The sequence below is a fragment of the Ruegeria sp. CDSB136 genome, from assembly GCF_059610965.1.
Genome location: NZ_JBXWOP010000003.1, coordinates 74,763 through 95,253, shown reverse-complemented (window position 1 = coordinate 95,253; position 20,491 = coordinate 74,763). Strand labels below are relative to the sequence as shown.

Genomic DNA, 20,491 nt, shown 5'->3' with positions numbered 1-20,491 from the left:
TTGCCGGCTCAAATCACCTGATCCAGAACCCGTTTCAGACGTTGGATGGTGCCGTCCACGTCATACAGCTTGTCCAGCCCAAACAGACCAAGGCGGAACGTGCTGAAGCCTTCAGGTTCGTCGCATTGCAGCGGCACGCCAGCCGCGATCTGCATACCCAGCGCTGCGAATTTCTTGCCGTTCTGAACATCGGGATCCGATGTATAACTGACGACAACACCGGGCGCGCCAAATCCGTCGGCGGCCACTGAGACAATTCCTTTGTCCTTCAGAATCGCCCGCACACCATTCCCCAGCGCCCATTGCGCGTCGCGCAGCTTTTCGAAACCATAATCTCGGGTTTCAATCATTGTTTCACGAAACGCACGAAGCGCATCCGTTGGCATCGTGGCGTGATAGGCGTGACCGCCATTTTCGTAAGCCTGCATGATCTGGCGCCACTTTTTCAGATCGATAGCAAAACTGTCCGACGTCGTTTGCTCAAGTCGCGCTTCGGCCTGTTCGGACAACATGACCAAACCGGCGCAGGGCGACGCGCTCCATCCCTTCTGTGGCGCGGAAATCAGGACATCAACACCGGTTGCCTTCATGTCGACCCAAGCGCACCCCGAAGCGATGCAGTCCAACACCATCAGCGCGCCGACTTCGTGCGCGGCTGCAGCCATGGCCGCCACATAGTCGTCAGGCAGAATCACACCTGCAGCGGTTTCCACATGCGGCGCGAACACGACATCCGGACGTTGTTCACGAATGGCCAATACGACCTCGTCAATCGGGGCCGGTGCAAAGGGCGACGGGCTGGTGTTTCCGGTCTGGCGTGCCTTCATCACAGTGGCCGAAGCCGTCAATCCACCGGTTTCGATGATCTGGCTCCAGCGGTACGAAAACCAACCATTGCGAACCACCAGAACATTGGCGTTCTGTGCAAACTGGCGGGCAACGGCCTCCATCGCATAGGTTCCGCCCCCAGGGATCACCGCAACACCGTCAGCGTTGTAGACCTGTTTCAACATATCCGAGATATCGCGCATCACCTGCTGAAAGGATGCCGACATGTGATTTAGGGACCGGTCCGTAAAAACCACCGAGAATTCTTCGAGACCGTTTGGGTCAACACTGTCCAGCAACGCGGGCATGATTGTTCCTTTCCTGAGAGGTTCATGAAGTTCTGAACCTTTTGGCGAATTTCGTAAAGCACCTTACGCACGTCACATGTTGACGCAACGGAACCTTTCTCTTCAGATTGTTTTTTGCGTCTCGCACGGCCCGATCAAGGCACAAATGACGCCAATTAGGGTCACCCCTACTTTACACTTTGACGTGTTTCTGACCAGATACATACACTTTGTACAAGAAAGGTAATTTTGCAGGTGACAGGGCAAAAACGGATAAGTTTTCAGGTAGTTCGCGACGAAGTCAAAAGAAGGATCGAAGCCCGTATCTGGCCGCAGGGATCTTTGCTGCCGACCGAGACACAGCTGGCCGAAGAGTTCAATTGCGCCCGCGCGACCGTAAACCGGGCCCTTCGGGAACTGGCCGAACAAGGCTATGTCGAAAGAAAGCGGAAAAGCGGGACACGGGTCAAAAAAGAACCCAGCAAACATGCCAAGCTGGAAATCTCGCTCGCGCGCCAGACAGTGGAAAACCAGAATGCCACCTATCGCTACGCTTTGGTCGAACGAAACGTCGTACCCAGCCCTGGCTGGCTGGCATCGCAACTGAGCGTTTCACCGGACGCGCGCGTCCTTCATATCATCTGCATGCACTACGCGGACAACCGCCCCTTTCAGCTAGAAGAACGCTGGATCAATATCGAGGCCGTTCCGGATGTCGAACACGCCGATCTGAACCAAAACGGGCCGCATGAATGGTTGCTGAAGACTGCACCCTTTACCGAAGCCGAAATCGCGTTCTGTGCCGTTTCCGCTGACGGGCGACTGGCCGAATTCATGGGGACTACGACCGGCACCTCAATGATTCAGCTTGAGCGCACGACCTGGAAAGACGGAGAGCCGATGGCGTTTGCCCGCATGACGCATCACCCGGGTTTCTGCATCCGCTCAAAGTACTGACTTATCCGATCGGGCCCGGAAGACGCTCTTCACTCAGCAGCACATTGGCCTCGACGTCACCGGCCCCAGGCAATGTCATGATGCGCCGCCGCAGGACGCGTTCAAAGTCCGACAGATCCCGCGCAACGACCCGAAGTCGGTAGTCATAAAGACCCAGCACATGCTCGACCGTCTGAACCTCGGGAATGGCGCTTACGGCACGTTCGAAATCCTCAAGGCTGACCTGCCCTTTGCGCGCCAGTTTCACACCCAGAAACACCGTCACCCCAAACCCCAACGCCTCGGCGTTCAACCGTAACCGGCGCCCCTTGATGATACCTTCCTCCTCAAGCCTGCGGATACGCCGCCAGGTTGCCGGTTGCGAAAGGCCAAACCGTCGCCCCAGCGCGCCCGCGCTTTGCGCCGCGTCTTGCGCCAACGCACGCAATATCTTGCGGTCGGTTTCGTCCAGTTCCGTCATACCGGCAGCACCTCGTCCCGTTTCACCCGGGCAATATGCATCAGCGCTTCGATGTCAGCGATGTGCGGCAACGTCAGAATGCGGTCACGATATACTTGCTGGTAGTGGGACATATCCCGCGCCAAAACGGACAAGCGCACGTCGACCCGCCCAAGGAAGGTCTGAATCTCGATCACTTCGGCCACTTTGCGCGCAGCTGCGGTGAACTCGTCAAAGGCACGTGGCTGTGTCTTGTCCAGCGTAATCCGCAGCGAAACCTCAACCGCATACCCAAGCGCGACCCAGTCGATCACGGCCTCCTGCCCCTGAATGATTCCTGCGGCCTGCATCTTTTCAATCCGCCGCCAGCACACCCCTGCACTGATCCTGCACCGCTCGGCGAGTTCGGCTGTGGTCAGGCTCGGATCGGCCTGGAAATGACGCAGGATGCGACGGTCAGTATCGTCAAGCATGATTTTTTCACAATATAGATGTTTTGCGAATTATTCTTCATCTTTTTTTCAAATACTCAACCCCATTACTATCGCCATTGCGCCGACGGGCAGATAGAACCACCGCAATCGAAACTGAAAGGACCGGCAAAATGCGTGTCTATTACGATCGCGATTGCGACATCAACCTGATCAAAGACAAGAAAGTGGCCATCCTGGGCTATGGCAGCCAGGGACACGCACACGCGCTGAACCTGCGCGACTCGGGTGCCAAGAACCTGGTCATCGCCCTGCGCGAAGGCTCGCCCTCGGCTAAGAAAGCCGAAGCCGAAGGTCTGCAGGTGATGGGCATTGCCGAAGCCGCCGCATGGTGCGACGTCATCATGTTCACCATGCCCGACGAGCTGCAGGCCGAAACCTACAAGAAATATGTGCATGACAACATCAAGCCCGGCGCGGCCATTGCCTTTGCCCATGGTCTGAACGTCCACTTTGGCCTGATCGAGCCGAAAGAAGGCGTCGACGTCATCATGATGGCCCCCAAAGGCCCCGGACACACCGTGCGTGGCGAATATGTCAAAGGCGGCGGCGTGCCCTGTCTGGTCGCCGTGAACAACGACGCCACCGGCAAGGCGCTGGAAATTGGACTGTCCTATTGCTCGGCCATCGGTGGCGGCCGCTCGGGCATCATCGAGACCAACTTCCGCGAAGAGTGCGAAACCGACCTGTTCGGCGAGCAGGCCGTTCTGTGCGGCGGCATCGTCGAACTGATCCGCTGCGGCTTCGAGACGCTGGTCGAGGCAGGTTATGCACCGGAAATGGCCTATTTCGAGTGTCTGCACGAAACCAAGCTGATCGTTGACCTGATCTATGAAGGCGGCATCGCGAACATGGATTACTCGATCTCGAACACCGCCGAGTATGGCCAATATGTCACCGGCCCGCGGATCCTGCCCTATGAGCAGACCAAGAAGGCGATGAAAGAGACCCTGTCGGATATCCAGACCGGTAAGTTCGTGCGTGATTTCATGCTGGAAAACGCTGTTGGCCAACCGACCATCAAAGCGGCCCGCCGTCACAACGATGAACATCAGATCGAGCAGGTCGGTAAGAAACTGCGCGACATGATGCCCTGGATCTCGGCCGGCAAACTGGTCGATCAGGAAAAGAACTGAGCCTAGCTTCTGTCAGCACAAGGGCGGCCCGGTGGCCGCCCTTTTCAGTTTGCAACCGCATTTCGATAGCACTCGCCCAGAACGTAATCCCAGCCACCGTCGTAACTGCCGCGTTTGTCCGGTGCTTCGGTTGCCCAGTCCTGCCAGCCGGAATGGGTAAGGACTACCTTTGTTTGCCCCGGCCCGTGGCCTTCAAATTCGACTGTCACCAGGGTGGAACGCTTTTCGTCTGTTCCGGGATGCCAGGTAAACTCCACCTTTTGCCCGGGCGCAAACGACAGAACCTCTCCCCAGTCCGAACGTGTGCCGTCAAACATGGTTTCGTAAATCGCGCCACCTACAAACGGCTCGATCTAGACAGCAAGTGCCAGTTTACCGTGTGCGGCGGACACGGCATGGCCATGCAGCGGCCACCATTTTGCAATCCGGTTCACAAAAACATCAAATGCCTGTTCACGCGTCGCATTTACAATCACCGTTTTGACGATGGGATCAGTCATGGTTCTGTCCCTTCTCATTAAATTCGGCCGCATAACCTTCCAGCACTTCGGACCAATACCGATCCAGCCAATCCCGCAACTCGGCAAGCCCCTCGGGGCGGGCAGCATATATCCGCCGGGTCCCTTCGGCACGGCACACCACGAGGCCCGCATCGGTTAGAACCCGAAGATGCTGGGACACGGCAGGACGACTGACAGACATGTTTTCAGCCAATTCCCCAACTGCCTGCGGCTTGATTGCAATCGCTTCGAACAATTGTCGCCGGGTGGGATCACTTAAAGCAGAGAATACATATTGGTTAGCCATCACTTACCGTAAGTGAAAACTTACTGATTGTCAAATATGGCGGCGTGACATCCCCTGATGCGCAAGATAAGGGGAAGCCATGATAGAGAGCCCCAATTCACGCGACTGGAGCGGTGTTGTAACGCTTGGCCTGATCTGGGGCGGCACTTTCATGGTCGTTGCCATGGCCCTGGAAGGTTACGGCCCGATCACCGTGGCAACCGCCCGAACCACACTGGGTGCACTGACTTTGCTGTTGATGATGGCAGCGACGGGCCGAAAAATTCCCACTAGCAACCCGGCACTCTGGTGGTCGATCATAATCATCGGCATCCTGTCGACGGCCCTGCCCTTTGTCCTGCTAAGCTGGGGACAGCAATTTGTTCCGTCAGCCTTTGCCGGGCTTTCCATGGCCGCAATCCCGTTGATGGTATTGCCGCTTGCCCATTTCTTTTCCGATGAACCGATGAACGCGCGCGGACTCTTCGGTGTAACCCTTGGGTTCACCGGCGCACTGATACTGATCGGCCCAGGTCTTGCACAATTGGGGTCGGGGGCTGAACCCATGGCTCAACTGGCCTGCGTCGGTGCGGCATTGTCCTACGCCCTGGCCTCGATCTTCACCCGCCGCTGCCCGCCCGTTGATCCGGTTGTCCTGGCCGCCCTGACGCTTGTGGTCGGTGCTGTGCTGTTGCTGCCGATCATGTTGGTTTACGAAGGTGTACCCCGCTGGGAAGGCACCCGACCCGGCCTTGCCATCATCGTGCTGGGCCTGTTCCCCACTGCCTTTGCAACGCTCCTGCGGGTTTCCATCATACGCAGCGCCGGATCCGTTTTTCTGACCCTGGTGAACTATCAGGTTCCAATCTGGTCAATGGTGTTTGGCGCCTGGATCCTGTCCGAGGCGCTGCCTTTCCGGTTCTATCTGGCGCTGGCAATGATCCTGACGGGGCTGGCCATCAGCCAATGGTTCAGCCTGCAGAAACTGCTTTTCAGCCGCTAGCCTGCCGCCGCCTCGACCTCGGAGACGATGCCGTCAACGACTTGATTCAACAGGGTATCATCTTCGCATTCGGCCATGACACGGATCAGCGGCTCAGTCCCGGACATGCGAATCAACAAACGCCCCTGTCCGTTCAATCGCGCTTCGGCATCGGCAATCGCCGTCTTGACGTTCTGAGCTTCCAGGGGATGCTGGCCAACTTTGTAACGGACGTTTTTCAGCAATTGCGGAACTTTCTCAAACTGCTGCGAGATCTCGGAGGCGCTGCGGCCAGCCCGAACCATTTCCGCCAGGAAATGCAGCCCTGCCATCAGCCCGTCCCCGGTGGTTGCGTAGTCTGTCATCACGATATGACCCGACTGCTCGCCGCCCAGATTGAATCCGCCTTCGCGCATGCGTTCGACAACATAGCGGTCGCCTACCGCTGTGCGTTCTAGTCGCAGCCCCCGCGCAGCCAGGTGACGCTCGAGCCCGAGGTTGGACATGACCGTTGCCACCAACGCCCCGCCGGTCAGCCGATCAGCACGGGCCCAGCTGCTGGCCAGCAGCGCCATCAACTGATCGCCATCGGCGACCTGCCCCTGTTCATCGACAATCACGACCCGGTCTGCGTCACCGTCCAGGCAAATCCCTACATCGGCACCGTGGGCCACTACGGTTTCCGCCGCCATTTGCGGTTTGGTCGACCCGCAGTTCAGGTTGATGTTCTTGCCGTTGGGCGCGATGCCAATCGGAATGACCTCGGCACCTAACTCCCACAGAACCTCCGGGGCGGTGCGGTGCGCAGCGCCATTGGCGCAGTCGATCACAACTTTCAGACCATCGAGCCGCAATTCACGTGGCAACGAGGATTTCACACGCTCTCCATAGCGGAACCGCGCATCATCCACGCGACGCGCCCTGCCAATATTCTGGGCCTTTGCGGGGTGGACGCCTTGTTCAATCAGGTCTTCGATATCCATTTCGGCCTGATCCGACAGCTTGAAGCCGTCGGGGCCAAAAAACTTGATCCCATTGTCTTCAGCCGGGTTGTGGCTGGCAGAAATCATCACGCCCAGATCAGCGCGCATTGACCGGGTCATCAGACCCACCGCAGGCGTTGGCACCGGGCCCAGCAGCAACACGTTCATACCGGTCGAAGTCAAACCTGCCGTCAGCGCGTTTTCCAGCATATAGCCCGAAAGGCGCGTATCCTTGCCGATGACCACGCGGTGCACGCCGGAGGCGTCGCGCCGGAAATATCGCCCGACTGCCGCACCAATGCGCAAAGCCATTTCCGCCGTCATCGGATGCGTGTTGGCAGTGCCCCGCACCCCGTCGGTTCCGAACAATTTGCGCATCGGCGTTTTCTCCAAAATTCCAGCTTTGGGACCGGATTACCGGACGGCAGTCCACAAGCGCAAGGCCTGAGCCGTCTCGGCCACATCATGGACCCGAATGATCTGCACACCTTGCGACAATCCGGCCAACGCAACAGCAATTGATCCTGGCGCACGCGCATCCTTGCGCGGTTCCTTGCCGATCTGACCGATGAATCCCTTGCGCGACACGCCTAACAGGATCGGGCAGCCCAACCCGTGAAACAGGCTGAGGTTCCGCAACAGGGTCAAGTTCTGAGCTTCGGTTTTACCGAACCCAATGCCCGGATCGGCAATGATCTGGTTCCGGTTCAGGCCAAGGCCCTCAAGATGTTCGATCTGTCCATTGAGGAAATCGTATACGTCCAGCAGGACGTCATCATATTGCGGGTCATCCTGCATCGTCGCGGGATCACCCTGCATGTGCATGACGCAAACCGGGGCAGCGACGCCAGCACAAAACGGGGCCAGATCCGGATCAAAGGTAAACCCTGACACGTCGTTGATCAGCCCTGCCCCGGCTGCCCAGGCGGCTTCGGCGACGCTGGCTTTGCGCGTATCGATTGAAACCAAAGCATCCGTTTCCGCGCAAATTGCGGAAATCAGCGGGCGCGTCCGCTCGATCTCTTCAGCTTCCGGAACATATGCGGCACCCGGGCGGGTGGATTCCCCACCGATGTCCAGAATGCTGGCGCCATGCGTGACCATGGATTTAGCTGCGGTCACAGCGGCTTCGACCGAATTGAGCAGACCTCCATCCGAGAAGCTGTCGGGCGTTGCGTTCAAAATGCCCATTATCTGCGGGACCGACATGTCCAGACCTGCAACTGCCGCCCTTTTGCGGGTCAGGTGGCTGATCACTTCTTCCGGGATGTCGTTCACGGCGACCAAGATCGGGTCGCCGTCGCGTGTCAATTTTTCCGCATGGGTAAACCACAGGTCCTGCCCCGCCAGAGACACCGCATGGGCCGGGCGCGTCGGTCCGTGCTGTACAAGAGGGCGAAAATACGCAGTCACAGTTTGGCCTGATCCACCGGCACCGCCCGTAGGGGAGTTTTGGGAGCCTCAGGAAGATCGCCGCCTATGACCAACATCTCGCTGGCTTCGAATGTTGCCGCGAACCACGCTGCCAACGCAACCGAATCGGACGGCGCCGCTGACGGGCCATCCACCGCATCCAGAACGATCTTGGACGGCGCCCAGACACAAATCTGGCCGTTCTTCATGGCCCAATCCAGCTCTGTCCGCGTTGAAACCACCACGCACCGGTGATCGCGCGCTGCCAATACCCATGCATTTTGTTCAATGGCCAACAGGTCGATCCGACGTTGTGTCATTGCATGACCGGTTTTCGGAACTGTCAGGTCCGATGCCCCGACACACAGGATCAGAGGGCGCTGACGGCTTTCAAGCTGATCGATCCAACCGGTCAGATTTTTCGACTGCATCGCCTCGTTCGACAAATAAACCAGACGTGGATGCGGCCGCTCTTCTTCAATCAGGTCATGATGGACCGTGTCCTTGCCGCGAACGATCTCGACGCCCAAAGCACCTGGACCCCGGTCCAGCTTTTCTATTCTGACAAAAGCCCTTACAGCCTGAGGTTCAAGCAAGATACGCTCGGCGATCCGGTCCGCCAAAGTTTCCAGAAGGTTCAACCGCTCAGCAGCCAGTTCAAATGCAATGGCTTCTGTGACGCGGTCGTAGGACAGAATCCGGTCGACATCATCATCAATCGGATCGCTGATCGGGCGCACTTCGACCACGATGTTGAAACAGATGCGCTGCGTTGTTCCCCGCTCGGCCTGAAATGCGCCGATTTCCACTTCGACGATGTGATCGCGCAGTGAAATACGGTCCAGAGGACCCCGGGACGCTGTCGCTTCCGAGCGTTCGGACGGGTGCGCAAAGGCAAGGCGGATTTCAGAACTCATGGGTATGGCCTTTTCGGGCTCGGGCAGTGCAGGTTGCCTATCATAGGCGGTGCGCAGGCCTATAACATTCATACAAACGCCATTCCAACCGCCTAAAGCGCCACTTGGGCCATTTGCACCGGCGAGAACTTGCGAAACCCGAGCGTGCGAATGCCGGTTCAGCATTCGCGGTGCTTAGTCACCAATCGGAAGCAGGTCAGTTGCTCGCGGTACGGTAATTGTGACGATAGAAGATGTGCACACCGATCCGGGCGGTTTCCTTGTACACCCGCGACCAAGACGGGCGTACGGCTTTGGTGTGATAATGCGTTGCCCCTTCGGTCAGTTGATCTGCAATCCCATCAATGGACGTGCGGGCAACTTTAGCGACACGCTCATAGGCTTTCTTTTCGTGAATGACCTCTTTGCGGCCATCGCAGGTGTAGGTGAACTGACACTGGTACTTCTTGCCCGTTCCCTGCTGGATGACACCGCACAGATCATCCGGAAAGCGGCTGCTTTCAACCCGGTTCAAGATAACCTCGGCCACCGCAAACTGACCACGGACGCTTTCGCCGCGTGCCTCGAAGTACAGCGCTTCGGCCAGACACTTCCAATGCTCATCGCCGGTTGCCTTGGGCTGCTGGTCCAACCATTCCTTGGAATAGGATACGTCCAGCGGTTTGGCTTCTTTTCGGGGCGTAAATAGCTTCAGGTAATCACGAAAAACCTGACCCGGCAGTTCACTCCGAGTCACCAGCTCAGCCTTGGCGGAATGAGTCTCTTCCTTCTCGGCGAAGGATACAGTCGGCAGCACGGTTGCTGCCACAGTGGCAACAGCCATTATGTAACGTAGCATCAGATAACCTCGCACAGGCACTTCTCGCGCCATACCCTCCCCCGGCGGGCGCGATGAGGCTCATAACGCACTGAGGGCGAAAGGTCTACATCTGAAAAAAATGCAAGAGGAAAATTGCCTGCGGGGTCGAGTTTTTTCGACCACAGGTCCTTCCAAAACCACTATTCCTAGGGCTTGCGACCCTTGTCAACCCCCAAGTCTGGACGAAATCGCCAGTTGAGCGGCAGCCAGCCGAGCGACAGGCACCCGGAAGGGCGAACAGGACACATAGTCAAAACCCAGATCGCGGCAAATCGAGATTGATTCGGGGTTTCCGCCATGTTCGCCGCAGACCGAAAGCGTGACATCCGGCTGCGCGGCACGCCCGCGTTCAGCCCCGAGTTTCAGCAGCTCGCCGACGCCGTCGCGGTCCAGTACATGAAACGGATCTTCGACAAACACGCCCTGGCGCACATAGGCGGACATGAACCTTCCCGCGTCGTCGCGTGACAGCCCATAGGTCATCTGGGTCAGGTCGTTTGTTCCGAAGCTGAGGAACGAGGTCTGTGGCGCGATCTCATCCGCACGCAGGCACGCACGCGGTGTTTCCACCATGACGCCCAGTCTGTATTCGAATTCCTGCCCCTTTTCCGAGGCGACAGCCGCAGCCACGGAGTCGATACGGGACTTCACCAGCTCGACCTCGCGCCGGGCGGAAACCAGCGGAATCATGACTTCGGGCACGACGGCCGCACCATCCATACTGGCTTCGATCGTGGCCTCGAAGATGGCCCGCGCCTGCATGTCATAGATTTCAGGCACCGTAACCCCCAGACGCACGCCACGCAAGCCCAGCATCGGGTTGTATTCAGTCATCGCATTGACCTGCCGCTCGACATCCGACACCGGCAGATCAAGTGCTTCGGCCAGTTCACGTTGCCCTGTACGAGTGGTTGGAAGGAACTCGTGCAATGGCGGGTCGAACAGGCGGATGCAGACAGGTTGCCCTTCCATGATCCGGAAAAGCTGTACGAAATCTTCGCGTTGCATCGGCAGCAAACGTTCCAGCACAGCCGCACGACCCGACGAGGTCTGCGCAAATATCATCTCGCGCATGACAATAAGCCGGCCGGGATCGAAGAACATATGCTCGGTCCGACACAAACCGATGCCCTGCGCCTGGAAATTCCGCGCGGTCTGTGCGTCCGCCGGCGTGTCTGCGTTGGCGCGGATTGCAATATCGCGCTCGGCGTCGGCCCAACCCATCAGTGTCTGGAAACAATCGTCCAGCGCGGCCTCAAGCATTGCGGGCCGACCGGCCAGAACTTGACCCGAACTGCCATCAATTGTCAGTTCGTCACCGGTTTGGAAAACACGCCCGTCCGGAGCGGTCAGCAGCTTCTTTTTTGTCTGGAACCGCATCTCCGAAGCGCCAACGATACACGGCAGGCCCAGACCACGCCCGATCACCGCTGCGTGGCTGGTCATGCCGCCCTTTTCCGTCAGCACGGCCACTGCGGCATGCATGCCGCGCACATCCTCGGGCGCAGTTTCGCGCCGTACCAGAATGCAAGGCTCGCCCCGCGCGGCGCTGGCCTGTGCCTCGGCGGAGGTAAAAACAATCTTGCCTGTTGCCGCACCCGGGCTGGCGGCGATCCCGGTGGTCAGGATGTCCCGCTCTGCCTTGGGGTGTACCTGCCGGTGCAGCAGCTCGTTCAATGAGTGCGGATCAACGCGCATCACCGCGTCCTGCGGCGGCACAATACCGTCTTCGGCCAGACGCACGGCTATCCGCATCGCGGCGCGGGCACTGCGCTGAACGCGTACCCCGTCCAGAATATGCACGTGTCCGTTTTCGATAACGAATTCGACCTGCATTTCCTCACGCAGCTTTTCGCGCATCAGCGCGGCATGAGATTTCAGGTCGTTAAATGCATCGGGGGCCAGCTCCTCCAGTGACAGTCCGCGCGGATCTTTTTCGAGATACAGCGCCGCCACGTCTTCGCCCAAAGCGTCCCGACCCTGGCTTTGACTCAGGTAACGGCCCGTGATCTGCGGCAGCCCGGTCGTGGAATCCACAAGCTGCAGAACTCCGGAACCGCATTCCCCCTGCCCGACGCCCGGTATCATTTCCTGAATGACAAGGCCAAGGCCGGCATCGGCCGGCGCGCCCTTGGCCTGACGCAGCAAACGCGCGGAAGTGCCATCCCAGGCTCGGGCCATCGAACGCAGAACACCGATTAGTTGCTCGCCCCGATCCTGCGGAAAGGCCTCTTCGGCTTCATCTTCGTAAGCGCGCAAGGACTGGCGCAACCCCTCGCGACCGGTGAGATCGATATCATCAAACAGGTCAGGGTCCAGCCGGGCGACATGGATGGCATAACTCTGGACAAAACGCAGATACAGTGCGGCCGCTGCTTCAGCTCCCATCTTGTCGGACAGGTCAACAAAGCGGGCGTCGTTCATGCCGATGTTCAGAACCGCGCCCGGCCCGCCCCAGTCGGGGTCCTCGGAGCTGGGACGCACACACAGCAATGCAGTCGGTTCGAACTGTTCCAGAATGGCGGCGATGTCGGGGATATGACCTTCGGCGATCCGGTGGACCGCATCGAATGACAAGGCGACCGTGCGCGGGACCGGCAGGTCAAGCCGGACCAGACGTTGCAGGCATTTCGCCCGGCCGCCATGGGTATGGGCGGCGACGGGCGCGTCGGATGTGATCAGCGTTGTATGCGGGTTATTCTGCACTGCGGCACCTTTTGATTTCACCGCAGCATAAGCGCAAACACTGTTGGCGCAAGTGAGTTCTGGGTCAGCCTTCGATCTTGCTGAGGTCGGCGACGCCCAGACAAACCCGGCGGATCTGGCTGAGCAGGTTCAGACGGTTGCGGCGGAGAATATCATTGTCGGTATTCACCTGAACCTCGTCAAAGAACGCATCGACCGGGCCGCGCAACGCGGCCATGGTAGCCATCGCCTTTGGAAAGTCCTCGGCCTTCAGCGCAGGTTCGATTTCGGCCTGCGCCTGATCCAGCGCAGCAAACAGCGCCCTTTCGCTGTCGGTCTCCGCAAATTTTATGTCGGCGCCATAGGAGTATTCGACGCCATCCTTCTCCTCGGCCTGTGTCAGGATGTTGTTGGCGCGTTTGAACCCCTGCACGAGGTTCTCTCCATCCTCGGTCGCAATCACCGCATTCAGCGCGCGGGCGCGTTTGACCAGCAGGTTGAGGTCGTCATTGCCGTCCATCGCGATACAGGCGTCGATGATGTCGTGGCGGATACCCTCGTCACGCAGGAAGACTTTGAGGCGGTCATGGAAGAAGGAGAGGAGGTCGTCAGATGCGTCTGGAACCTTTTTCTCCAGCTCAAGAAACGCCGCCGCTGGTGATCCTTCAAGCCCTTCTTTGACTGTCTGAAAGGCCGCACCAAATACGCCGTGCTCGGCGATTTTTTCCAATAGAACGCGTGTATTCGCTTCCGGCAGCGCGTCGTTGATAGCACTTTCCGCTCGAACCAATTGGCTGTCGAAGAAACGGTCCATCCGAACACGCAGATTGTTATCCAGCACCAGCCGAATAACGCCCAACGCCGCGCGGCGAAGGGCAAATGGGTCTTTCGATCCGGTCGGCTTTTCATCAATCGCCCAGAACCCGGTCAGTGTGTCCAGCTTGTCGGCAAGCGCTACGGTCACCGACAGCGGCGCGGTCGGCACGTCATCCGACGGACCCAGCGGCGAGTAGTGCTCCTGTGCCACGGCGGCCACGGTCGCGTCTTCGCCTGCGGCCGCGACGTAGTAGCGGCCCATAAGCCCCTGAAGTTCGGGGAATTCATAGACCATCTCGGAATTCAGATCGGCCTTGGCCAGACGCGCGGCTTTCTCGGCCTGATCCGCATCCGCCCCCGCCACCGGGGCCAGTTCGCGGGCCAGCGCTGCGATGCGGTCGATCCGTTCGGCCTGCGTGCCCAGTTTGTTGTGGAAGGTCACATTCTCCAGCGCACGGGTCCACTGGGCGATGTCCGACTTGGCAACGCGCAGGTCGTTCTCCCAGAAAAACTTGGCGTCTGCCAGACGCGCCGACAGAACCTTCTGGTTCCCGGCCAGAATGGTTGCCCCGTTGTCAGCGGTTTCACGGTTTGCAACGGTAATGAACTGTTCGATCCGACCCGTTTTGGGATTGCGGACCGAAAAGAACTTCTGGTGTTCCTTCATCGAGGTTTGCAGAACCTCGGGTGGCAAATCCAGGAATTCACTGTCAATCTTGCCCATCAGAACGACCGGCCATTCGACCAGACCGGCGACCTCGGCCAGTAGCCCGTTATCCTCGACCACTTCAAGACCGGCAGCGAAGGCAAGGTTCTGGGCGTCATTCCAGATATGTTCGGCGCGCTCCTCGGGAGACAATACAACAAAGGCTCGCTTCAACTTGGCCGAATAGTCCTCGAAAGACGAAACCGAGAAACGATCCGGCGCCATGAAGCGATGACCGGCGGTTCTGTCCCCGGCGGTGATCCCCTCGACCTCAAGCGGAACCACCTGCGCTCCGGCCTCGTCGGTCAGGATACACAGGATCGAGTGCAAAGGGCGTACCCAGCGCATCGGGCCACTGCCCCAGCGCATCGATTTGGGCCAAGGGAAATTGCGGATGGTGGCCTCAAGCACCTCGGACACGATATCGGCAGCCGGGCGACCCGACTTTTTGATGGTTGCGAAATAAACCGCCCCTTTGGGCGTTTCCCGTTCTTCCAACTGATCGCGGGTCAGGCCAGCGCCGCGCAAAAACCCTTCGATGGCTTTGTCCGGTGCGCCGACCTTGGGGCCTTTACGCTCTTCCCGGATAGTGGGGCTTTCGGCCAGCAGCCCCTCGACCGCCAGTGTCAGACGGCGCGGAGTTGTCATTGCTGCGGCCCCGGCATACGTCAGACCGGCCTCGACCAGACCATCTGTCACCTTCTTTTTCAGATCCTCACCCGCACGGCGCTGCATGCGTGCGGGGATTTCCTCGGAAAACAGTTCGATCAGCAGGTCGGGCATTTTCGGTCCTTAGAAATTCACGATCGTCTGGATGACGATGGCGTTGGCGACATCCACAAAGAATGCGGATACAAGGGGCAGCACGATAAAGGCAATAGGCGACGGCCCATATCGCTTGGTCACGGCGGTCATATTTGCGATGGCGGTCGGAGTGGCACCCAGCGCAAAACCTCCGAACCCGGCAGCCAGCACCGCAGCGCGGTAATTCGAACCCATAATCGGAAACAGCACCCAGATAACGAATACCACCGCAAACAGGGTTTGCGCGGTCATTATTACGGCGATGGCAATTCCAAGTTCCGCAATGGTCCACAATTGCAGGCTCATCAGTGACATGGCCAAAAAGGCACCCAACGCGAACTCGGAGATCAGCGCCAGCGACGGCGTTCGCGCAACCGGGGGGGCTGAGGGCGCGATGGCTGAACGGACGTTGGCGATCACGATGCCCATGATCAGGCAGGGCACGAACAATGGCAGTTTAAGCCCGGCTGCCGTGATGACTTCGCTGAGTGCATAACCAAGAATAATGGCCAGATTCAGATGAAGCAAAACGCGCATTACGGTCAGGTGATCTATTCCGGCGCTCGCTTCATCCGGATTGTCCGGCAGACCGACGGTATGCTCTTCTTCCGGCCGATCCGGGCTAAGCTTGCGCCCTTCGATCAGAAACCGAGCGACGGGGCCGCCAACAAGCGCAGCTAAAACAAGACCCAGCGTGGCCACGGCCACACCAAGTTCAGTCGCGCCTTCCAGACCGGTGGCCCGGCCCACTTCCGGGGCCCATGCGATTGCAGTACCGTGACCGCCGATCAGCGCCGCAGAGCCAAACAATACTCCGGATTGCATAGGGTAGCCGAACACGACAGCCCCAGCCGCGCCAATGGCGTTTTGCGCGACAATTGTGATCAGAGTTAGGACAAGAAGCAAAAACAAAGGCTTGCCGCCTGCAATCAGATCCGACAATCGGGCATTCAATCCGATCCCGGCAAAGAACAGCACCAGAAGGAAGTCCCGCGCCGCCAAACCAAAGGACAGTTCAAGACCCGCCACCAAATACAGCAGCAACACAACGAGCGATGCCAGCAGCCCCCCTGTTACCGGTTCGGGGATGTTGAACTGACGCAGAGTTGCGACCCGGGCGTTGATCTCGGCACCGATCAGGTAAACCGCAAATCCCAGCGTCGCTGTCAGGAAATCGGGGATCTGGACCGTATCAACCAAAATGAACCTCTTACTCCTGTGGCCGCTGCGGACATTCTTCGCCCACAACTGTCCCGTCATAAGCCTTCTCGCCGCAATTGTTCAGCCTGTGCCAGACATAGCCCTGCCCGCCATCGGTCACGGCCACAATGCGATCGACCCCGAAATGGACGTTTTTAATGGCGACATACGCCCGCGCATGTCCGGTTTTCAGCGCATCGGCGACGGCCACGGCATCATAGCAGTCAAACCAACCGGGCGCGGTTAGCGGTTCGGGATCGTCGGCAGGCATGAAGGCTGCGGACAAATCTTCCAATGTCAGCTCTGTTTCGAAACAAGCGCGATATCGGATCGGTGAACTATCCGCGTCAATCGCCTCAAATGCGCTGTATTTGATAGCAACCGGCTGGTTCGTTTTGACTTCCGTCAGAACGACATCCTTGCCCGGTTTCGCTTCGACATCATAGTAGAACCCGTAAATCTGCAAATAATACATGCTGATGCCCGCGATGGCCGCGCACATCAACAGAATGACAACAAGGACCTTTCCGGTCGAACTTTTTCTTTTTTCGCTCATGCTGCCCCTTCATTCATCGTTGAAAATAGGACAACCTCGCGCAGATTGCAGAACTGATCGAGGCACCCTGAATGGAAACGACCCTTGCCATCGGCTTTTTTGGCGCGCTTTTCGCGATCATGAACCCGGTCACCAACCTGCCGGTGTTCCTGAGCGTCACACAGAGCCTGTCCGTCGCCGACCAGCGAAAAGTTGCGATCAAGACTGCTGTCTATTGCCTGATCCTGGGTGGAGGGTTTGCCGTCATCGGCAGTCAGGTTTTGGGTCTTTTTGGAATCAGCGTCGACGACCTGCGCGTTGCCGGGGGCCTTGTTGTTCTGATGTTCGGGCTGAACATGCTGAACGGTAACGAAAGCAGTTCGCACCACGGCACGCAGGATGAAAAGCAATCCTATGCGACGCTTGAAGCGGTCGCTTTTTACCCGCTTGCATTTCCCATTCTCGTTGGTCCCGGAACGATTACAACCCTGATCCTGTATGCTCATCGCATCAAAAGCCCGACCGAAGCCATTGTGTACACATGTGTTTTTCTTGCGGTCGTGCTGTTGCTTCTGATCACGTTCTGGAACGCCACGGCCCTGGCAAAGCGGCTGTCTGACAACGCGCGCGTGATCATGAGCCGGTTCATGGGCATGATCCTGTCGGCCATCGCAATCGGCATGATCGCGGATGGCCTGAAGGCATTGCTTCCCGGTTTGGCCTGACCGGCCCATCAGCCCGCGTGACCGGCGGCCCCGGTCAGAACAAACGCATCCGCACATTGTTTGGCCAGCGCCCGCACACGCCCGATATACGCCTGACGCTCCGTCACCGAGATCACGCCACGGGCATCAAGCAGGTTGAAGATGTGCGAGGCCTTGATGCACTGGTCATAGGCAGGGTGCGCCATGATGATACGCTTCCCGGTCTTGGGATCGTCATGCTCCTGCGCCAGAATGGCGGCGCATTCTGCCTCGGCCTCTTCGAAGTGACGCAGTAATACCTCGGTATTGGCCACATCGAAGTTCCAGCGGGCGTATTCCTCTTCGGTCTGTTTGAAGATATCGCCATAGGTCAAAGGGCTGGGCGATTGCGGGTCATTGAACGGCATGTCCATCACGTGATCAATGCCCAGGACATACATCGCCAGACGCTCGAGCCCATAGGTCAGTTCACCCGAGACCGGCACGCAATCATGCCCGCCGACCTGCTGGAAATAGGTGAACTGGCTGACTTCCATCCCGTCGCACCAGACTTCCCAGCCAAGACCCCATGCGCCCAGAGTTGGGCTTTCCCAGTCATCTTCGACAAAGCGGATGTCGTGCAAATCCATGTCGATGCCGATCGCCTCGAGGCTGCCCAGATACAACTCCTGCAGATCGGGCGGGCTGGGTTTGATCAGCACTTGATACTGATAATAGTGCTGCAATCGGTTCGGGTTTTCGCCATAGCGACCATCAGTGGGACGGCGCGAGGGCTGCACATAGGCCGAAGCCCAGGGTTTGGACCCCAGCGAGCGGAGCGTCGTGGCAGGATGAAACGTGCCAGCTCCGACTTCCATGTCATAGGGCTGCAGAATGGCGCATCCTTTGGTGGCCCAGTAGGTCTGAAGCCTCAGGATGATCTCCTGAAATGAACGTGGAGCGCTGGACGGTTCGGTCATGACATTTCCCCTGGACGCCGCGGCGTCCGTTTCCGGTCGGTTTTGCCCTTCCTATGCAAGGGGTCCGGGGGCGTCAACGGGCCAGTGGGCTCGTCATGTCTCTGTGCGGCCACACTGGAAATTCCCCGTAATCTGGCCATGGCGTTCCGAGGCCGATTTGGCGTATTCTCTGGGCTGAAAAAACTCTGCGAAACACAGGCGGACAATGGCACGCATATTCAATTCTATTGCATTTCTTTTTCTACTTGGCGTGCGCGCCGTTTTTGCGCAACAGGATACGGGTGTCTGGGTCCAGATCGAGGCACAACCGACCTTGCAGGAGGCGCAGGATCGGGCGCAGATCTATGCAAACACCCTGCCCGACGTGAATGGGTTTCGCCTTAACAGCGGCTGGTATGCCATTGTAATAGGACCCTATTTACGATCAGATGCGGATCAGGTTCTGCAGGTTTACCGGGCTGAGGGTCAAATCCCGTCGGACAGTTTCATTGCCTTTTCGAACGCACTGGGGCCGCAATTCTGGCCAGTTGGTGCGAACGTTCTGGATCGGGGCGCGGTAACGCCGCCGGTTCAAACCCAGGCGCAAACAGAACAGCCGCAAGCTGCAGCGGTTCCGCAAGATGCCGATGAAACCCGATCGCAAGCTCTGCAGGGCGAACGTCTGCTGACTGCGCAGGAACGCAAAGACCTGCAGTCAGCATTGCAGTCGGAGGGTTTCTATAACTCGACGATCGACGGGGCATTTGGTCAGGGTACACGCCGTTCCATGGCCGAATGGCAGCGCTTCAATGGGTTTGAAACCACCGGCGTTCTGACGACGCTGCAGCGCAAGGCCTTGATGGATGACTACAATGCACCGCTGATCAGCGTTGGCATGAAGCGTTATGCAGACCCGCAGGCCGGTATTGAACTGGACTTGCCGCTGGGTGTTGTGGCCTTTGACCGCTACGAAGCACCGTTTGCGCATTTCAATGCGACCTCAGATCTAAATGCACAGGTGCTGTTGATCAGCCAGGAAGGTGACAAAGCGACGTTGCGCGCTTTGTACGAGGTGATGCAGTCGTTGGAAATTGTTCCGCTGAACGGCCCGCGCACCCTGCGGGGCGATCGCTTCACGCTGGAAGGCCGCGGGAAAGGGATTGTATCCTACACGCAGGCCGCATTGAAGGATGGCAAGATCAAGGGCTTCACCCTGGTCTGGCCGGAAGGGGACGAGGCGCGCCGTGCACGCGTACTGGCCTCCATCAACGCCAGCTTTACCACAAGGGATGCGGTCCTTGACGCCGGTGCCGGCGCGGATGCGGAACAGCGGATCGACCTGGTTTCAGGCTTGCAGGTGCGTAAACCGCGCTTGTCCCGCTCGGGCTTCTTCGCCGCTGCCAACGGTACGGTTCTGACGGTTTCGGAAGTGGCAAACAACTGCACCCGTATGACCCTGGACGACGATCAGGAGGTTCAGGTGGCGTGGGACGATGCCGATCTAGGCGTGGCCGTGTTGCGCCCAAGCCGGGCACTTGCCCCCATGAGCGTGGCCGAATTCAGCGCAGATGAGCCTCGTATCCGATCCGAAGTGGCCGTATCTGGCTTTTCCTATCTGGGCGCATTGGGTGCACCAACACTGACTTTCGGTCAAGTCGCCGATGTGCGGGGCCTGAATGGCGAAGATGGAATAAAACGTCTTACACTGGTCGCACAGCCCGGCGATGCAGGCGGTCCGGTGTTCGACGACAGCGGAAACGTGGTCGGGATGCTTCTGCCTAAGGCCTCTGACGGTCGCACCCTGCCCGACTCGGTCAGTCTTGCCGCCTCGGTTGATCGACTGCGTACAGTCCTGGATAAAGCCGGTGTTGCAGGTCAGCCTGGGCAGGCAGTCGGTGAAATTTCACCAAACGAGTTGAACCGCCGCGCAACCGGAATGACTGTTCTGGTTCACTGCTGGGACTAAGAAACCGTTAGGTTCCACTAATGGCGTCGCCAGACCAGGCGGCGCCATATCTGTTTTCC

20 protein-coding genes are annotated in these 20,491 nt (G+C 58.5%); 5 read left to right on the top strand and 15 right to left on the bottom strand.

Annotated elements, in window-relative coordinates:
- Positions 1 to 8: 8 nt before the first annotated feature.
- On the bottom strand, positions 9 to 1,136 hold the full coding sequence (locus AC2FIR_RS04565) for an aminotransferase class V-fold PLP-dependent enzyme (protein ID WP_496744553.1): 1,128 nt from the start codon (positions 1,134 to 1,136) through the stop codon (positions 9 to 11).
- A gap of 234 nt (positions 1,137 to 1,370) precedes the next feature.
- Between AC2FIR_RS04565 and hutC the strand changes: the two genes are divergently transcribed.
- Positions 1,371 to 2,072, top strand: coding sequence for a histidine utilization transcriptional repressor HutC (hutC, locus tag AC2FIR_RS04560; RefSeq protein WP_170806135.1), 702 nt, complete (start codon positions 1,371 to 1,373; stop codon positions 2,070 to 2,072).
- Between the two features lies 1 nt (position 2,073).
- Here the strand turns inward: hutC and AC2FIR_RS04555 are convergent, their stop codons facing one another.
- A complete protein-coding gene (locus AC2FIR_RS04555; protein WP_170616435.1) occupies positions 2,074 to 2,532 on the bottom strand; it encodes an Lrp/AsnC family transcriptional regulator in 459 nt (152 codons plus the stop codon).
- A complete protein-coding gene (locus tag AC2FIR_RS04550) occupies positions 2,529 to 2,984 on the bottom strand; it encodes an Lrp/AsnC family transcriptional regulator (protein WP_170616437.1) in 456 nt (151 codons plus the stop codon). The genes AC2FIR_RS04555 and AC2FIR_RS04550 overlap by 4 nt, the downstream gene beginning before the upstream one ends.
- Positions 2,985 to 3,115: 131 nt before the next feature.
- Here AC2FIR_RS04550 and ilvC point away from each other — a divergent pair, with 131 nt between their 5' ends.
- Positions 3,116 to 4,138 carry a ketol-acid reductoisomerase gene (ilvC, locus tag AC2FIR_RS04545; protein WP_170616439.1) on the top strand — a complete coding sequence of 341 codons (1,023 nt, stop codon included), beginning with the start codon at positions 3,116 to 3,118 and terminating at the stop codon, positions 4,136 to 4,138.
- A gap of 44 nt (positions 4,139 to 4,182) precedes the next feature.
- Here ilvC and AC2FIR_RS04540 read toward each other — a convergent pair whose 3' ends face one another.
- From AC2FIR_RS04540 to AC2FIR_RS04530, 3 genes are read right to left on the bottom strand one after another with little or no spacing between them, the layout of a single operon-like run.
- Positions 4,183 to 4,491, bottom strand: a complete 309-nt coding sequence (locus AC2FIR_RS04540; protein WP_496744724.1) for an SRPBCC domain-containing protein — start codon at positions 4,489 to 4,491, stop codon at positions 4,183 to 4,185.
- Positions 4,492 to 4,638, bottom strand: a complete 147-nt coding sequence (locus AC2FIR_RS04535) for a hypothetical protein (protein ID WP_496744551.1) — start codon at positions 4,636 to 4,638, stop codon at positions 4,492 to 4,494.
- Positions 4,631 to 4,945: an ArsR/SmtB family transcription factor gene (locus AC2FIR_RS04530; protein ID WP_496744549.1), complete on the bottom strand. Its 315-nt coding sequence runs from the start codon at positions 4,943 to 4,945 to the stop codon at positions 4,631 to 4,633. Before AC2FIR_RS04530 ends, AC2FIR_RS04535 begins: the two co-directional genes overlap by 8 nt.
- Positions 4,946 to 5,024: 79 nt before the next feature.
- Between AC2FIR_RS04530 and AC2FIR_RS04525 the strand changes: the two genes are divergently transcribed.
- Positions 5,025 to 5,927 (top strand): DMT family transporter, encoded by a 903-nt coding sequence (locus tag AC2FIR_RS04525; protein ID WP_496761968.1) that lies wholly within the window; start codon positions 5,025 to 5,027, stop codon positions 5,925 to 5,927.
- On the opposite strand, the gene glmM is transcribed toward AC2FIR_RS04525, so the two are convergent.
- From glmM to AC2FIR_RS04485, 8 genes are all read right to left on the bottom strand, one after another.
- The gene (gene glmM, locus AC2FIR_RS04520) at positions 5,924 to 7,267 is read right to left on the bottom strand and encodes a phosphoglucosamine mutase (RefSeq protein WP_496744545.1); all 1,344 of its coding nucleotides are present in this window, start codon (positions 7,265 to 7,267) and stop codon (positions 5,924 to 5,926) included. The genes AC2FIR_RS04525 and glmM overlap by 4 nt on opposite strands.
- A gap of 36 nt (positions 7,268 to 7,303) precedes the next feature.
- Positions 7,304 to 8,302 (bottom strand): dihydropteroate synthase, encoded by a 999-nt coding sequence (folP, locus tag AC2FIR_RS04515; protein ID WP_496744543.1) that lies wholly within the window; start codon positions 8,300 to 8,302, stop codon positions 7,304 to 7,306.
- On the bottom strand, positions 8,299 to 9,219 hold the full coding sequence (locus AC2FIR_RS04510; protein ID WP_480891302.1) for a dihydroneopterin aldolase: 921 nt from the start codon (positions 9,217 to 9,219) through the stop codon (positions 8,299 to 8,301). The genes folP and AC2FIR_RS04510 overlap by 4 nt, the downstream gene beginning before the upstream one ends.
- Before the next feature lie 196 nt (positions 9,220 to 9,415).
- The gene (locus AC2FIR_RS04505; protein ID WP_170619755.1) at positions 9,416 to 10,057 is read right to left on the bottom strand and encodes a cell wall hydrolase; all 642 of its coding nucleotides are present in this window, start codon (positions 10,055 to 10,057) and stop codon (positions 9,416 to 9,418) included.
- Positions 10,058 to 10,243: 186 nt separating this feature from the next.
- Positions 10,244 to 12,805: a putative PEP-binding protein gene (locus tag AC2FIR_RS04500; protein ID WP_321253623.1), complete on the bottom strand. Its 2,562-nt coding sequence runs from the start codon at positions 12,803 to 12,805 to the stop codon at positions 10,244 to 10,246.
- Between the two features lie 43 nt (positions 12,806 to 12,848).
- Entirely contained in the window at positions 12,849 to 15,068 is a 2,220-nt protein-coding gene (gene glyS, locus AC2FIR_RS04495; RefSeq protein WP_321253625.1) for a glycine--tRNA ligase subunit beta, read from the bottom strand.
- 9 nt (positions 15,069 to 15,077) lie between these two features.
- Positions 15,078 to 16,289, bottom strand: coding sequence for a sodium/glutamate symporter (gltS, locus tag AC2FIR_RS04490; RefSeq protein ID WP_496744540.1), 1,212 nt, complete (start codon positions 16,287 to 16,289; stop codon positions 15,078 to 15,080).
- Positions 16,290 to 16,299: 10 nt separating this feature from the next.
- Positions 16,300 to 16,845, bottom strand: coding sequence for a DUF6446 family protein (locus tag AC2FIR_RS04485; protein WP_496744538.1), 546 nt, complete (start codon positions 16,843 to 16,845; stop codon positions 16,300 to 16,302).
- 71 nt (positions 16,846 to 16,916) lie between these two features.
- Here AC2FIR_RS04485 and AC2FIR_RS04480 point away from each other — a divergent pair, with 71 nt between their 5' ends.
- Positions 16,917 to 17,549 carry a MarC family protein gene (locus tag AC2FIR_RS04480; RefSeq protein WP_170616463.1) on the top strand — a complete coding sequence of 211 codons (633 nt, stop codon included), beginning with the start codon at positions 16,917 to 16,919 and terminating at the stop codon, positions 17,547 to 17,549.
- Positions 17,550 to 17,557: 8 nt separating this feature from the next.
- Here AC2FIR_RS04480 and AC2FIR_RS04475 read toward each other — a convergent pair whose 3' ends face one another.
- Entirely contained in the window at positions 17,558 to 18,487 is a 930-nt protein-coding gene (locus AC2FIR_RS04475) for a glycine--tRNA ligase subunit alpha (RefSeq protein ID WP_496744536.1), read from the bottom strand.
- Positions 18,488 to 18,692: 205 nt separating this feature from the next.
- Between AC2FIR_RS04475 and AC2FIR_RS04470 the strand changes: the two genes are divergently transcribed.
- On the top strand, positions 18,693 to 20,432 hold the full coding sequence (locus tag AC2FIR_RS04470) for a serine protease (RefSeq protein ID WP_496744535.1): 1,740 nt from the start codon (positions 18,693 to 18,695) through the stop codon (positions 20,430 to 20,432).
- Positions 20,433 to 20,491: the final 59 nt, after the last annotated feature.

Excerpts from the sequence above, each read along its gene's own strand:
- AC2FIR_RS04565 (WP_496744553.1), bottom strand. The coding sequence starts at position 1,136 with ATGCCCGCGTTGCTGGACAGTGTTGACCCAAACGGTCTCGAAGAATTC.
- ilvC (WP_170616439.1), top strand. The coding sequence starts at position 3,116 with ATGCGTGTCTATTACGATCGCGATTGCGACATCAACCTGATCAAAGAC.
- AC2FIR_RS04470 (WP_496744535.1), top strand. The coding sequence starts at position 18,693 with ATGGCACGCATATTCAATTCTATTGCATTTCTTTTTCTACTTGGCGTG.
- glmM (WP_496744545.1), bottom strand. The coding sequence starts at position 7,267 with ATGCGCAAATTGTTCGGAACCGACGGGGTGCGGGGCACTGCCAACACG.
- AC2FIR_RS04535 (WP_496744551.1), bottom strand. The coding sequence starts at position 4,638 with ATGACTGATCCCATCGTCAAAACGGTGATTGTAAATGCGACGCGTGAA.
- AC2FIR_RS04510 (WP_480891302.1), bottom strand. The coding sequence starts at position 9,219 with ATGAGTTCTGAAATCCGCCTTGCCTTTGCGCACCCGTCCGAACGCTCG.
- AC2FIR_RS04550 (WP_170616437.1), bottom strand. The coding sequence starts at position 2,984 with ATGCTTGACGATACTGACCGTCGCATCCTGCGTCATTTCCAGGCCGAT.
- AC2FIR_RS04505 (WP_170619755.1), bottom strand. The coding sequence starts at position 10,057 with ATGCTACGTTACATAATGGCTGTTGCCACTGTGGCAGCAACCGTGCTG.
- AC2FIR_RS04525 (WP_496761968.1), top strand. The coding sequence starts at position 5,025 with ATGATAGAGAGCCCCAATTCACGCGACTGGAGCGGTGTTGTAACGCTT.
- AC2FIR_RS04480 (WP_170616463.1), top strand. The coding sequence starts at position 16,917 with ATGGAAACGACCCTTGCCATCGGCTTTTTTGGCGCGCTTTTCGCGATC.
- AC2FIR_RS04475 (WP_496744536.1), bottom strand. The coding sequence starts at position 18,487 with ATGACCGAACCGTCCAGCGCTCCACGTTCATTTCAGGAGATCATCCTG.
- AC2FIR_RS04530 (WP_496744549.1), bottom strand. The coding sequence starts at position 4,945 with ATGGCTAACCAATATGTATTCTCTGCTTTAAGTGATCCCACCCGGCGA.
- AC2FIR_RS04555 (WP_170616435.1), bottom strand. The coding sequence starts at position 2,532 with ATGACGGAACTGGACGAAACCGACCGCAAGATATTGCGTGCGTTGGCG.
- glyS (WP_321253625.1), bottom strand. The coding sequence starts at position 15,068 with ATGCCCGACCTGCTGATCGAACTGTTTTCCGAGGAAATCCCCGCACGC.
- AC2FIR_RS04485 (WP_496744538.1), bottom strand. The coding sequence starts at position 16,845 with ATGAGCGAAAAAAGAAAAAGTTCGACCGGAAAGGTCCTTGTTGTCATT.